We start from the raw sequence: 13,437 nt of genomic DNA, 5'->3' as shown, positions 1-13,437 counted from the left end.
GTGTGTGAGAGATGAGAGAGAAAAGTGGGTCGACCGGGACAGCAATGACAGTACGAGGAACCATTCAAAGCATCACCGGTCGACCAACCCCAAGACCCAGGAATGCGGCGGACCTGAGCACCATGGGGTAACTGAAGCATATAAGCTTTTCCTGAAGAAAAGCAGATGTCCAAATTACCGATCTATCGTCATGATTGCAGCGGTTTAAGTTGTCTACAAGTGCAGATAGTTGTTTTGTGAGTGGACTATCGCGTAACACTCGAACTAAATCAACAGATTATTAATCAAATCGCTGTGTTGTCTCTGGATATGGTTAAATATCCCAGGATGATACGGAATTTCCGTCCAATTAAAGCATTACAACGCACAGTAAGTATTATTAATAGTTAAATCAAACAGCTTCTTCTTAATCAGAGAAGTTAAATTATACTGTCGACAGACAAAACTTGTCCCTTCCCCGGTACTGACCAGGTGAAACCAAGTTTCTGTTTCTGTGATGAGTTGAACGTCACTCAGGCGGCAGAAGCGACGACACGGTTGCGCCCGGCTGTCTTCGCCTCGTAGAGCGCCATGTCCGCCTGCCGCATCAGCGCCTCAGGGGTTTCCACCGATTGCGCATTGGTGGCGATGCCGAGCGATGCTGTGATGTGCAGCTCGCGGCCTGAACGCAGCGTAAAGGGCGCGCCTTCGATGATCGAGCGCAGTCGCTCGGCCACGGCAGCGGCCATATCAACAGGCGTATCCGGCATGACCACGACGAATTCTTCGCCGCCGTACCGGCAGGCCAGATCCGCGCCACGAACGGTCGAGCGCAGTCTTGAAGCAAATTCCCTTAGAACCTCGTCGCCCGCATCATGCCCGTACGTGTCATTCACGTCCTTGAAGCGGTCTATATCCGTGATGCAGACGGACAGAGGGCGCTGGCGTGCAGCAGCGCGGGTGAACAGCACCTTGAGGTGGTTGTCGAGGTAGCGGCGATTGTTGAGCCCTGTGAGAGCGTCTATCACGGCCATTTCGATTGTCTGGTCCAGATTTTCCCGCAGCTTGGTGTTGAAGCGCTTGCGCTTGATCTGCGTCAGCGTGCGCGCCACAAGCTCATTGGGGTCAATAGGGCGAACGATATAGTCGTTGATACCCAGTTCAAGGCCGCGGACGATCATGGCCTCGTCGCCCTGCTCCGTGACCAGAAGCAGCGGAAGAAATCTTGTTCGCTCCAAAGAGCGCAGCTGCGAGCAAAGGCGCAATGGATCGAAATTTTCGAAGTTCGAATTGACGATGACCATTTCATAGTCGTTCTCGGCCGCCTCAAACAGAGCCGCTGCCGGTTCGCTGATAGCGAAAACCTCAGCAACAGGCTTGAGAGCCTTGATGATGCGCTCCTGCGAGCTTGGTCGCTCGTCGATCAACAGGACGCGGCCTGGCTTTTCGATCTGCGCGCTTTCGGAAATAGGATCACCAGCATTGATGTTTTGAGCGGTCTTCACGCGCGCGCGCAACTCGTCACTCATCGTCTTCAGGCGCACTAGGCTCTTGACGCGGGATATCAGTTGCAGATCGTTGACGGGCTTTGTCAAAAAGTCATCGGCACCGGCTTTCAGACCGCGCACGCGATCTGCGGGCTGGTCGAGGGCGGTGACCATGACCACGGGAATATGCGCCGTCACAGGGTTTGCCTTAAGCCGCTCGCAGACTTCAAAGCCGTCCATATCCGGCATCATGATGTCCAGAAGGACAATATCGACCTGCTCTGTCTGGCAGATGGCCAAAGCCCGCGCGCCATTATCTGCACACAGGACGTCAAAATATTCCGCTGAAAGCCTCGCTTCAAGAAGCTTTACGTTTGTTGGAATGTCATCGACGACCAGAATTCTCGCAGTCATTTGCCTAGCCCCGACTTAAACGTCGCCCAGATATGTTTTGATGGTCTCAATAAATTTTGGCACAGAAATAGGTTTTGAAACATAGGCTTCGCATCCACCCTGGCGAATGCGTTCCTCATCACCCTTCATGGCGAAGGCCGTGACGGCGATGACGGGAATGACGTGGAGTTCGTCGTCTTCCTTCAGCCATTTGGTCACTTCCAGCCCGGATACTTCCGGCAACTGAATGTCCATGAGAATGAGGTCAGGCCGGTGCTTGCGTGCCAGTTCAAGTGCTTCCATGCCATTGCGGGTCTGGATGGTTGTATAACCAGACGCCTCGATCAGGTCGCGAAAGAGCTTCATATTCAGCTCATTGTCTTCAACTATCATGACCTGTTTGGGCATGCGATCAGTCCTTGTTTCACTTTGAAACCAGTTCGTAGACATATAGTGTGCCTGAGAAGCGATTCCATTGTCCCCGAAGCATGCACGCTATGGGGATTTGGTTGAGAAATAGGTAACTTCAGTAAACAAATGTTGCACGAAACAAAAAACAGCGGACGCGCGCCCAAAGACAGTCATGAAACGGCGGTTGCCATACTTGGCTGGCTTGCCAGCGAGCCGGATATGCTTGCACGATTTCTGGCTCTCACCGGCTTGCAGCCCAACATGCTGCGACAGGCCGTCAACGATCCCGGTTTTCTGGCGGGCCTCGTAGACTTTCTGATGAGCCACGAACCGGACCTCATGGCGTTTTGCGAGGCGACCGGCACAAAGCCCGAAGATGTTGAGGCGGCGTGGCATAAGTTCTCCGGACCGGGCCTGGGATCAGGCGAGTTTTGAGCCAGCGGCGTCTCTCCATCTCTTGAGACTATACCCATAACATACTATGGTGCGAAACGTTCACTCTTTGTTTCGAGCCATGGCCGCAATACCTTCGCACTACGATCCCGGTTTCTGCCGTGACTGTCTGGCTGGCCAGCCGGTGGGTACAAGACGTTGCCTGCGATGCGGCAGCCCTCGCCTCGTCTATCACGCCGAACTCTACGATCTCTCCATCGCCCATATCGATTGCGATGCTTTTTATGCCTCTGTGGAAAAGCGCGACAACCCCGAACTCGCAGACAAGCCGGTGATTATAGGCGGTGGCAAGCGCGGCGTCGTTTCCACGGCCTGCTACATTGCCCGCATTCATGGTGTTCGTTCTGCAATGCCCATGTTCAAGGCGCTGGAGGCCTGCCCGCAGGCCGTGGTCGTGCGGCCAGACATGGAGAAATACAGCCGGGTCGGAAAACAGATCCGAAGCATGATGGAGGATTTGACACCGCTGGTGCAGCCTGTTTCCATCGATGAAGCGTTCCTCGATCTTTCCGGTACCGAGCGCTTGCACCACGACCCGCCTGCCCGGGTGTTGGCCGGTTTTGCCCGCCGGGTGGAGAAGGAGATCGGCATTTCTGTCTCCGTCGGTCTTTCCTATTGCAAGTTTCTGGCAAAGGTAGCGTCCGACCTGCAAAAGCCGCGGGGCTTTTCAATAATAGGGGAAAAAGAGGCGATGGAGTTTCTTGGTCCCCGCCCGGTGACGACGATATGGGGTGTGGGCAAGGCCTTCGCCGCGACGCTGGAAGGGGATGGCATCCGCACAATCTCGCAACTACAGCAGATGGATGAAGGCGGCCTGATGCGTCGCTACGGCACCATGGGACAGCGCCTGTATCGCCTTTCCCGGGGCATTGATGACCGCGATGTGCACATCAACGATCCTGCAAAGAGTGTCTCTGCCGAAACAACGTTTTTCAACGACATATCCCGCCATGACGAGCTGGTTTCCATTTTAAGGTCACTCTCGGAAAAAGTGGCGTGGCGGCTGAAGAAGAACGAGGTGGCGGGCCATACGGTCGTTCTCAAAATGAAGACGTCCGACTTCAAATCCCGCACCCGCAACAAGCGGCTGGAAGACCCGACGCAACTGGCCGACAGGATATTCCGCACCGGGATTTCGCTGCTGGAAAAGGAAACTGACGGGACCAAGTTCCGCCTGATCGGCATTGGCGTAACCGACCTCTGCAAGGGAGATTTGGCCGACCCGCCTGACCTCGTTGATATCAATGCCGGACGCAGGGCGGCAGCGGAAGCCGCGATGGACAAGCTGCGCGACAAGTTTGGCAAGGGTGCTGTTGAAACAGGTTATACATTCGGCACCAAAAAATAGTCGTCCGACACGCAGGCGTGATGACTATTTAAAAGTTTCCTTAAATTCCGACCGTTATGGTTGCGCATCAAGACGCCGCGCATGGTTTGGCCGGTTGTCAGGCTCCCCCATGTCTTTTCCGAAAAGCCATGATTTGTAATGCGTTGGAGTGACACATGATGTTGCGTGCCTTTGTCGGAGCATGTCTCCTTTCCACCTCTCTTCTGGTGCAGACGGCCTTGGCGGGTGATACGCGCAGCTTGCAGGTCATTATTTCCAAGAGCGAGCAAACGCTGTCTCTCTATGATGGCGGGGCGTTGATTGCGACATCGAAGGTCTCTTCCGGCAAGACCGGTCATGAGACGCCGAGCGGCATCTTCTCGATCCTCGACAAACGGAAATATCACGAATCAAACATCTACTCGGCCGCGCCCATGCCGTTCATGCAGCGGCTGACATGGTCCGGCATTGCGCTGCATGAGGGGCATGTGCCTGACTATCCCGCTTCCCATGGCTGTGTTCGCCTGCCAGCCAAATTCGCGAAAAACCTGTTCGGCATGACGGCGCGCGGTGTGCATGTGATCATATCGGATGCCGATGTCGTGCCACGCTCCATCGAGCACCCTGCCCTTCCCCAACCGCACAGCACGCAGGACAAAGGTCTGATGTTGTCCGATGTGGAGCTGCGCCCTTCAAACTTCGATGCGTCACTGAAGCTGGTTGAGGTGGCTGTCTACGAGACAACAAGCTCGGTGAAACCCAAAGCATCGAGGCCGACCAACCTTTCGCCGCTTCGCGTCCTCATCACCCGCCGTGGCGAGCGTGAAAAAATCATCGACGTGCAACGTCTTCTGACCGCTATCGGCTTCGATGCAGGCGTGGCGGATGGCTATTCGGGGCAGATGACGATCAGCGCCGTGAATGGCTTCAAACGCTGGAAGAACATGAAGACGACAGGCCCGCTTTTGAGCGATGAATTCATAGATGCGCTTTATGAGTCTGCGGGTGCGGACGCAGCGCCCAATGGGCAGATCATGGTGCGCAGGGATTTTCAGCCGTTGTTTGAGGCACCCATTCACATCAAGGACCCCCACGTTGCGCTGGGCACTCACTTCTTCGAGGTGGTGGATATGGATGGCGACAAAGCGAAGTGGAACGGACTGACATTGGAGAACCATCTTCCCGCGGCTGCACGCAGGCGCCTCGGCATAGATGTGGCGGATGCGCCCGGCCTGCTGAACCCACTTAAGGCGGTGCTGGATCGTCTCGAAATTCCCGTTTCAATCCGCGCAGAACTTGAGGCTAACCTTACGACCGGCAGTTCCATCACCATTGCGGATCTGAGCCATGGGTTAGAGACTGGCAAGGGCACGGATTTCATCACCCTGACTCGCGACGGGCCGATCTGACAGGCTGCACGCCCTGCGGGAACGAAGTGGAGTGGCAGGCGTTGCAATGGCTCGACATGACAACGTGGAGAGCCAGCAGATGAACTTCAAATATATCGCCGCAGCCCTTCTTGGACTCGCTTGCGTATCGGCGGCGGAAGCGCCGCAGAACTCCAGGGTCTATGCAGGCCCTGACGTGACGAGCGATCCTATCATATTGGACATTTTTGATCGCGCCGTGATGAAATGCACAGCGGAAGCCAGCACACCGCCACGCGGGACGGCATACACCACATCGACCTATCACACTGTCGCGGTCAGAGCATGCCTTTCGCGCCAGGGCTTTGTTGACCGGGGCGGCTATGCCTACCCGTATACCCGCCTGTTTTAAGTGTCAGATCAGTTCAACATCCACGACGCCGGGTGCGGAGCGGAATGCAGCGCCAATCTCAGGTGAGATGCGATACTTTCCGGGCAGTTCGAGTTCAATCTCGCGCTGCCCGTCGTCTTTGATCAACACGAAATACACCGCACCATCGCCGCGGTTGAGGTGATGCGCCAGAGTCTTCATCGGGCCGGAATCGCGCAGATAAACCCGCAGTGCTTTCTGCATCTGCACCGAGCGTTCTTCCAGCGATTGCGCCGTCTGAATGCGCAGTCCGATGCCCTCAGGGCGCTCTTCGGCCTGAACGGTGATGACAAGCGACTTCCCGACCTCCAGCAAATCCCGGTACTGGGCCAGACCTTCGGAAAACAGCACGGCCTCATACTGGCCGGATGCATCCGAGAAGGTGATGATACCCATCTTGTTGCCGGTTCTGGTTTTGCGCTCCTGCTTGCCGGTGACGGTGCCAGCCAAGCGACCGGCAGTCGCGCCCTGTTTCACCGAAGCGGTAAAGTCTGCGATGTTTTGCACGCGCAGCTTATCCAGAATGGCGCGATACGTATCCAACGGATGCGCTGTGAGGTAAAAGCCGAGAACCTGATATTCGCGCAGCAGCTTTTCCGAGGCAAGCCATGGCTGGAACGCTGGCAGCACCAGTTTTTCCGGTCCACTCGCCCCGCCTGAACCGAACATATCGTGCTGGCCGCTGACGCGCCGGCTTTGCGCCAGTTGCGCGTAACCAATGATGCGGTCCAGCCCGCCGATGAGTTCGGCGCGATCCCTGCCGAAACAATCGAAAGCGCCTGCATTGATGAGGCTTTCCAGAACGCGGCGGTTTACCTGCTTGGGATCGATGCGCAGGCAGAAATCTTCAAGGCTCGCAAACGGCGTCTCGCCGCGTACCTCAACGATGTGATCGACCGCGCCTTCACCCACGCCCTTCAGCGCAGCCAGCGAATAATAGATGCGGTTTTCGCCCGGCTCGAAACGGCGGTGGGATGTCTGGACCGATGGCGCAACGATCTCGATGCCCATGCGGCCCGCATCCTGACGGAAGTCGTTGACCTTTTCCGTATTGGCCATATCCAGCGTCATGGATGCCGCCAGAAACTCGACCGGATAATGCGCCTTCATATAGGCCGTCTGGTAGGAAACGATGGCATAGGCTGCGGCGTGGGACTTGTTGAAGCCGTAATTGGCGAACTTCGCCAGGAGATCGAAGATGGTGTTGGACTGCGCCTTGGAGACATCGTTGCGCATCGCGCCTTCAACGAAGCGCTCGCGCTGCTGGTCCATCTCCTCCTTGATCTTCTTACCCATGGCGCGGCGCAGAAGGTCGGCTTCACCCAGCGAATAGCCGGACAGAACCTGGGCGATCTGCATCACCTGTTCCTGATAGACGATAACGCCCTGGGTTTCCTTCAGCAGATAATCGATGGTCGGATGGATCGACTCGATCTCTTCTTCGCCATGCTTGCGGGCGTTATAAACCGGGATATTCTCCATCGGACCCGGGCGATACAGCGCCACCAGCGCAATAATATCCTCGATGCAGTCAGGGCGCATGCCGATCAGCGCCTTGCGCATACCAGCACTTTCCACCTGAAACACGCCGATGGTTTCCCCGCGCGACAGCATCTCGTAGGTTTTCTCGTCCTCAAGCGGAATGGCGGCCAGATCAACCTTGATGCCCTTGCGCGCGACGAAATCCACCGCGACCTTCAAAACGGTGAGCGTCTTCAGACCCAGAAAGTCGAATTTGACGAGACCGGCGCTTTCCACCCATTTCATGTTGAACTGGGTGACCGGCATGTCTGAGCGCGGATCGCGGTACATTGGCACCAGCTTGGAAAGCGGGCGGTCTCCGATGACGATACCGGCGGCGTGGGTGGAGGCGTGGCGGTAAAGCCCCTCGATCTTCTGGGCGATATCCAGAAGGCGAGCGACGACGGGCTCCTTGTCCGCCTCTTCCTGAAAGCGCGGCTCTTCCTCGATGGCCTTGGACAAAGGCGTGGGATTGGCCGGATTGTTGGGCACAAGCTTGCAGATGCGGTCCACCTGCCCATAGGGCATTTCCAGCACGCGCCCGACATCGCGCAGCGCCGCACGCGCCTGCAACGAACCGAAGGTGATGATCTGCGCGACCTGTTCGCGGCCATATTTCTTCTGAACGTAACGAATGACTTCTTCGCGGCGATCCTGACAGAAGTCGATATCGAAGTCGGGCATGGATACGCGTTCGGGGTTCAAGAAGCGTTCGAACAGAAGGGAGAAACGAAGCGGATCGACGTCCGTGATGGTCAGCGCATAGGCAACCAGCGAGCCCGCACCCGAACCACGACCGGGGCCGACGGGGATATCCTGAAGCTTGGCCCATTTGATGAAGTCGGCAACGATGAGGAAGTAGCCCGGAAACTTCATACGCTCGATAACGCCGAGTTCGAAATCCAACCGGTCGCGATATTCCTGTTCGGTATAGCCCGGCGCCATGCCGAGCGCCGACAGTCTGTGCTCAAGACCCTCGACGGCCTGACGGCGCAACTCCGCACCTTCTGCACGATCAGCCTCGTCAGGATCATCACTCGCGCCGGTAAAGCGCGGCAGGATCGGCCCGCGCTTTTTCAGCACATAGGAGCAGCGCTGCGCGATCTCGATGGTGTTCTCAAGCGCTTCGGGCAGATCGGCAAATAGCGCCATCATTTCTTCGCGGCTTTTGAGATAATGATCGGGCGTCAGGCGGAAGCGGGTGTCATCGGACACGATGGCGTTATGGGCGACCGCCATCAGAGCATCATGGGCGTCATAATCAGCACGCGATGGGAAGAACGCCTCGTTGGTGGCAACCAGAGGCAGGTCATGCTCATAGGCAAGTGCCACCATGCGCCGTTCGTGGGCGCGGTCAAAATTGCCCTGCCGCTGCAGTTCGATATAGAAGCGATCACCGAAAAGCTCTTTCAGTGTCAGCAGGCGTTTTGTGGCCTGAGCCGCATGGCCCTCTCTCAGCGCCATGTCGATAGGCCCGCCGGAGGCGCCGCTGAGCACGATCAGCCCGGAATTATCCCCCTGATCCAACCATTCTTTCGTGATGCACACGGAAGGGCCAGTGTCCTCTCCATCGAGATAGGCACGGCTGATGAGGTCAACGAGACGCTCATAGCCTTTTGCATCTGCCGCCAGAACGACGATGGCTGGCAATTTTGCGAGACTATTGTTGCCGCGCTTATCATCGCCAGCGTCCTGCAGGTCGATAGACATCTGGCAACCGATGATCGGCTGGAGGCCTTCGTCACGAGCCTTTTCGGAAAACTCGAGAGCGACAAACAGATTGTTGGTATCGGTAATGGCAATGGCAGGCTGACCATCGCCCACAGCCTTGGACATGATCTTTTTCAAGGGCAAGGCTCCCTCGAGCAGGGAGTAAGCGGAGTGAACCCGCAAGTGCACGAAGCCGGGCGTCTGCATGTCTTTTCCAGCGTCTGCGCCGGTGACTGTAATATCGCCCATCTCGTAAAATCCCGTCATTCTGAGTCACGGGATTTTCGGCTTTTCCTTGGCCAGAGTCTACAGGCTTGGACAAGGTTTACACGTCATTTCTGACGGAAACGACAGTCACACTTCACATGGAAGTGAGGATGACACCGAAGCTGGCAACGAAGACGGCGATGGAAGCGAATGCAGCAATGTCACGGATGATGTCGGTCATTTGTCTCTCCATACTCTCTATGTTCTAACTTTGTTCCCATTTAGTTCTGATGTCAACGTCTTTTTCGACTCTCGTAATATGAACGCATCGCGACTCTCGCGGGTTCCCCCTTCGAGAGCCCGCACGCCGTTGGTGAATTTGGGATAGAGCGCAGCCTACGTCCCCCGCGCGCGCAGGCGCAGCCGAAGCGATCAGATGCCGGCCTTAAAAAATCGACGCCACAAACGCCAACAGGCACATCCTTTCTCAGAGGATATGCCTGTCGTGGTCTTGGTAGATTATGGCAGTAAACGGGACGCGTCAGAACTCGACGATCTTGCCTTCGCTCAATGTGACGCGGCGGTCCATGCGGCCTGCAAGCTCGTGGTTGTGCGTTGCGATGAGGGCTGCAAGACCGGACTGGCGGACCAGCGCCTCCAAGGCACCGAACACATAGGAGGCCGTTTCCGGATCAAGGTTGCCGGTCGGCTCATCGGCCAGAAGCAGAAGTGGCGCGTTGGCGACCGCACGGGCAATTGCCACGCGCTGCTGTTCGCCACCCGACAGTTCCGATGGGCGGTGATCGCCACGATGGCCGATGCGCATATAATCCAGAAGCGCGCTGGCGCGCTCCTTAGCCTCGGCATGCGGCAGCCCGGAAATGAGCTGCGGCATCATGATGTTCTCAAGCGCGGTGAATTCCGGCAGGAGATGGTGGAACTGGTAGACGAAGCCGATATCGCTGCGACGGATGGATGTGCGCTCTTCGTCTGAGAGATTGTCGCAAAGCCTGCCATTGATCGAGACCTCGCCAGCATCCGGGTGTTCCAGCAGGCCAGCCAGATGCAGCAAGGTGGATTTGCCCGTGCCTGATGGCGCGACGAGTGCGACAATCTCTCCGCTTTTCAGCTCAAGATCAGCATTCTTCAAAATGGAAAGGCTGTGTTCGCCCTGCCCGTAAGTCCGTTCCACGCCCTTGAGCCGCAACGCTGTTTTCTGTGCCATTGTATGATGCGGTCCTTATTCGTAACGCAGGGCCTGAACCGGGTCGAGCTTGGAGGCCCGCCAGGCCGGAAAGATCGTTGCCAGAAATGACAGTGTCAGCGCCATGATGACCACGGTCATCGTCTCGCTGAATTCCATTTCTGCCGGAAGCTGGCTGAGGAAATAAAGCTGCGGATCAAACAGAACCGTGCCGGAAATCCAGGAGAAGAACTGCCGGATCGATTCCACGTTAAGACAGACGAGCACGCCAAGGCCGACGCCCGCGAATGTGCCAACAATACCGATTGCCGCACCCGTCATGAAGAAAATCCGCATGATGGAGCCGGCGCTGGCACCCATGGTGCGCAGGATAGCGATGTCGCTGCCCTTATCCTTCACCAGCATGATGAGGCCGGAAATGATGTTAAGCGCCGCCACCAGCACGATGAGCGTCAGAATCATGAACATGACATTACGCTCTACCTGAAGGGCAGAGAAGAAGGTCTGGTTTCGCTGTCTCCAGTCGGTGATATAGACCTGCCGTCCAGCCGCCGTTTCCACCAACGGCCTGATTCCATCCACATTATCCGGGTGGGTGACGAAGAGTTCGATCGACTGGACGATGCCTTCAGCGTTGAAATAAAGCTGCGTTTCAGAAAGCGGCATATAGATCATCGAGGCATCATACTCGGACATTCCGATTTCGAAGACGCCTGCGATCGTATAGGATTTGACACGCGGATTGACGCCCATCGGCGTCACGTCACCTTCTGGTGATATCAGGGTAATCTGGTCGCCAGCTGTGACGCCAAGCGATGATGCAAGGCGGGAGCCGACGAGGACGCCCTGCCCTGACATGAAGCCGACCAGATCTCCGACCTTGATGTTGCCTGAGACTTCCTTGATCTTTTCGATGTCTTCGACGCGCACACCGCGCACCAGCGCACCGCTGCCAGCACCGCCGCGACCGGATGCAAGCGTCTGGCCTTCCACCAATGGCAGCGCCATGGTGACGCCAGGAACAGCGGCGAATTTCTTCGTCAGTTCGTCATAGTCCTTCAACGGCGCGTCGATGGGCTGCACGATCATATGGCCATTGATGCCGAGAATACGTGAAATCAGCTCGGTGCGGAAACCATTCATGACCGCCATGACGATGATCAGCGTCGCAACGCCAAGCATGATGCCGACGAAGGAAAACCCTGCGATGACGGAGATAAACGCTTCCTTGCGGCGCGAGCGCAGGTAGCGCCAAGCCACCATGCGCTCGAAGGCCGAAAATGGCCGGGCGCCTTGGTCCTTTGCGGATGGGCCTGCACCGGTATCAGCCTCGGCTTTTGCCATGTCTTCTCCTTGTTGGCTTCTCAGCCAAGTACCCTGTTCATTGCCGCTTCAACGGTCACGGTTTCGCGTGCGCCGGTCTTGCGGGTCTTAACTTCAACTTCACCAGCCGCGACGCTGCGTGGACCGACGATGATCTGCATCGGCACGCCGATGAGGTCAGCCGTCGCAAACTTCTGGCCAGCGCGATCGTCCGTGTCGTCGTAGAGAACATCCTTGCCGGCGTTGCTCAGCGAATAATACAGCTTCTCACAGGCTGCATCACAGGCGGCATCCCCAGCCTTCATGTTGATAATGACGACATCGAACGGAGCAACCGATTCTGGCCAGATGATTCCGTTTTCATCATGCGATGCTTCAATGATGGCAGGAACAAGGCGTGTAGGGCCAATGCCATAGGAACCCATGTGGACAAGGTGCTCCTTGCCATCTGGCCCCTGCACTTTCGCACCCATTGGCTCGGAATATTTCGTGCCGAAATAGAAGATGTGACCGACTTCGATACCGCGCGCCGAAAGACGCTCGCCTTCGGGAATGGCGTTGAATGCGGCTTCATCATGCATTTCAGATGTCGCGGCGTAGTCAGTTGTCCACTCGTTGAAGACGCCCTGCAAGCCATCAACATCGTCAAAATTCGTATCATCAGACGGAATGCCGCGGTCCAGAAAGCTCTTGTGGCAGAATACCTCGGACTCGCCCGTATCGGCCAGAATGATGAATTCATGGCTGTGATTGCCGCCAATCGGGCCGGTATCAGCCCGCATCGGAATGGCGCGCAGGCCAAGACGAGAGAAGGTGCGCAGGTAAGCCGTGAACATCTTGTTATAAGAATGGATCGCGTCTTCCTTGGTCAGATCGAAGGAATAGGCATCCTTCATCAGGAACTCACGCGAGCGCATCGTGCCAAAACGTGGACGCACCTCGTCGCGGAACTTGAGCTGAATGTGATAGAGGTTCAGCGGCAGGGTCTTGTAAGACTTCACATAGGACCGGAAGATATCAGTGATCATCTCTTCATTGGTCGGGCCGTAAAGCATCTGACGATCCTGACGGTCCTTGATGCGCAGCATTTCCTTGCCGTAATCATCATAGCGACCGCTCTCCTGCCACAGCTCTGCCGTCTGAAGCGTCGGCATCAGAAGCTCGATGGCGCCGGAGCGATCCTGCTCTTCCCGCACGATCTTGTTGACCTTATCCAAAACGCGCTTACCCAGCGGCAGCCAGGAGTAGATGCCCTGGCTCTGCTGGCGGACCATGCCCGCACGCAACATAAGGCGGTGCGAGACAATCTCGGCTTCCTTGGGGTTTTCCTTGAGGATGGGCAAAAAGTAACGGCTGAGACGCATGGTGGATTCCATTTTGTGACGAAGCCTGGCATTTACGCGGGAATCGCCGGAATAACGGGATATTTGCGCCGTACATAGCGGTTTCCGAACCAGAAGGAAACCCGCACACCAAGGTCTTGACGCCACCAAACTCCGAGTTCTGCCAGCGTTTTCAAGAGATCGTGCACACATGTTGAAAAAACGGAATTTCAGCCTTGCAAAAGCCCCTGACAAACCCAATTCGTGTCAGTTTTACGACAGCTTTTAGACAGATTTCGCCTC

The 13,437-nt window shown here is 56.4% G+C and carries 10 protein-coding genes; 4 read left to right on the top strand and 6 right to left on the bottom strand.

What is annotated here, in order from left to right:
- Window positions 1-512 precede the first annotated feature (512 nt).
- Together IFT53_RS19500 and IFT53_RS19495 are read right to left on the bottom strand one after the other, a co-directional pair.
- Window positions 513-1,880 carry a PleD family two-component system response regulator gene (locus tag IFT53_RS19500; protein WP_192066535.1) on the bottom strand — a complete coding sequence of 456 codons (1,368 nt, stop codon included), beginning with the start codon at window positions 1,878-1,880 and terminating at the stop codon, window positions 513-515.
- A gap of 15 nt (window positions 1,881-1,895) precedes the next feature.
- Window positions 1,896-2,267 (bottom strand): response regulator, encoded by a 372-nt coding sequence (locus IFT53_RS19495; RefSeq protein WP_042619642.1) that lies wholly within the window; start codon window positions 2,265-2,267, stop codon window positions 1,896-1,898.
- 129 nt (window positions 2,268-2,396) lie between these two features.
- On the opposite strand from IFT53_RS19495, the gene IFT53_RS19490 reads away from it, so the two are divergent.
- From IFT53_RS19490 to IFT53_RS19475, 4 genes are all read left to right on the top strand, one after another.
- Complete coding sequence (locus IFT53_RS19490; RefSeq protein WP_192066537.1) at window positions 2,397-2,705, top strand: DUF3572 domain-containing protein; 309 nt, start codon at window positions 2,397-2,399, stop codon at window positions 2,703-2,705.
- Between the two features lie 79 nt (window positions 2,706-2,784).
- The gene (locus IFT53_RS19485) at window positions 2,785-4,071 is read left to right on the top strand and encodes a DNA polymerase IV (protein WP_192066539.1); all 1,287 of its coding nucleotides are present in this window, start codon (window positions 2,785-2,787) and stop codon (window positions 4,069-4,071) included.
- Window positions 4,072-4,226: 155 nt separating this feature from the next.
- Window positions 4,227-5,459, top strand: a complete 1,233-nt coding sequence (locus tag IFT53_RS19480; protein ID WP_192066540.1) for a L,D-transpeptidase family protein — start codon at window positions 4,227-4,229, stop codon at window positions 5,457-5,459.
- A 46-nt stretch (window positions 5,460-5,505) separates the two neighbouring features.
- On the top strand, window positions 5,506-5,829 hold the full coding sequence (locus tag IFT53_RS19475; protein WP_244656371.1) for a hypothetical protein: 324 nt from the start codon (window positions 5,506-5,508) through the stop codon (window positions 5,827-5,829).
- Between the two features lie 3 nt (window positions 5,830-5,832).
- On the opposite strand, the gene dnaE is transcribed toward IFT53_RS19475, so the two are convergent.
- The 4 genes from dnaE to proS form a co-directional block, all read right to left on the bottom strand.
- Window positions 5,833-9,327 carry a DNA polymerase III subunit alpha gene (gene dnaE, locus IFT53_RS19470; protein WP_192066542.1) on the bottom strand — a complete coding sequence of 1,165 codons (3,495 nt, stop codon included), beginning with the start codon at window positions 9,325-9,327 and terminating at the stop codon, window positions 5,833-5,835.
- Between the two features lie 499 nt (window positions 9,328-9,826).
- Window positions 9,827-10,510, bottom strand: coding sequence for an ABC transporter ATP-binding protein (locus IFT53_RS19465; RefSeq protein ID WP_042619647.1), 684 nt, complete (start codon window positions 10,508-10,510; stop codon window positions 9,827-9,829).
- A 15-nt stretch (window positions 10,511-10,525) separates the two neighbouring features.
- On the bottom strand, window positions 10,526-11,833 hold the full coding sequence (locus IFT53_RS19460; RefSeq protein WP_192066544.1) for a lipoprotein-releasing ABC transporter permease subunit: 1,308 nt from the start codon (window positions 11,831-11,833) through the stop codon (window positions 10,526-10,528).
- Between the two features lie 20 nt (window positions 11,834-11,853).
- On the bottom strand, window positions 11,854-13,176 hold the full coding sequence (gene proS, locus IFT53_RS19455; RefSeq protein ID WP_192066546.1) for a proline--tRNA ligase: 1,323 nt from the start codon (window positions 13,174-13,176) through the stop codon (window positions 11,854-11,856).
- Between the last annotated feature and the right edge of the window lie 261 nt (window positions 13,177-13,437).

Source organism: Rhizobium sp. CFBP 13644 (assembly GCF_014842165.1).
In the GTDB taxonomy this organism is placed as follows: domain Bacteria; phylum Pseudomonadota; class Alphaproteobacteria; order Rhizobiales; family Rhizobiaceae; genus Agrobacterium; species Agrobacterium tumefaciens_C.
Note: the sequence above shows the minus strand (reverse complement) of the source record. Positions and strands in the feature narration are given on the sequence as shown.

Excerpts from the sequence above, each read along its gene's own strand:
- IFT53_RS19480 (WP_192066540.1), top strand. The coding sequence starts at position 4,227 with ATGATGTTGCGTGCCTTTGTCGGAGCATGTCTCCTTTCCACCTCTCTT.
- proS (WP_192066546.1), bottom strand. The coding sequence starts at position 13,176 with ATGCGTCTCAGCCGTTACTTTTTGCCCATCCTCAAGGAAAACCCCAAG.
- IFT53_RS19485 (WP_192066539.1), top strand. The coding sequence starts at position 2,785 with ATGGCCGCAATACCTTCGCACTACGATCCCGGTTTCTGCCGTGACTGT.
- IFT53_RS19500 (WP_192066535.1), bottom strand. The coding sequence starts at position 1,880 with ATGACTGCGAGAATTCTGGTCGTCGATGACATTCCAACAAACGTAAAG.
- dnaE (WP_192066542.1), bottom strand. The coding sequence starts at position 9,327 with ATGGGCGATATTACAGTCACCGGCGCAGACGCTGGAAAAGACATGCAG.
- IFT53_RS19495 (WP_042619642.1), bottom strand. The coding sequence starts at position 2,267 with ATGCCCAAACAGGTCATGATAGTTGAAGACAATGAGCTGAATATGAAG.
- IFT53_RS19490 (WP_192066537.1), top strand. The coding sequence starts at position 2,397 with ATGTTGCACGAAACAAAAAACAGCGGACGCGCGCCCAAAGACAGTCAT.
- IFT53_RS19475 (WP_244656371.1), top strand. The coding sequence starts at position 5,506 with ATGGCTCGACATGACAACGTGGAGAGCCAGCAGATGAACTTCAAATAT.
- IFT53_RS19465 (WP_042619647.1), bottom strand. The coding sequence starts at position 10,510 with ATGGCACAGAAAACAGCGTTGCGGCTCAAGGGCGTGGAACGGACTTAC.
- IFT53_RS19460 (WP_192066544.1), bottom strand. The coding sequence starts at position 11,833 with ATGGCAAAAGCCGAGGCTGATACCGGTGCAGGCCCATCCGCAAAGGAC.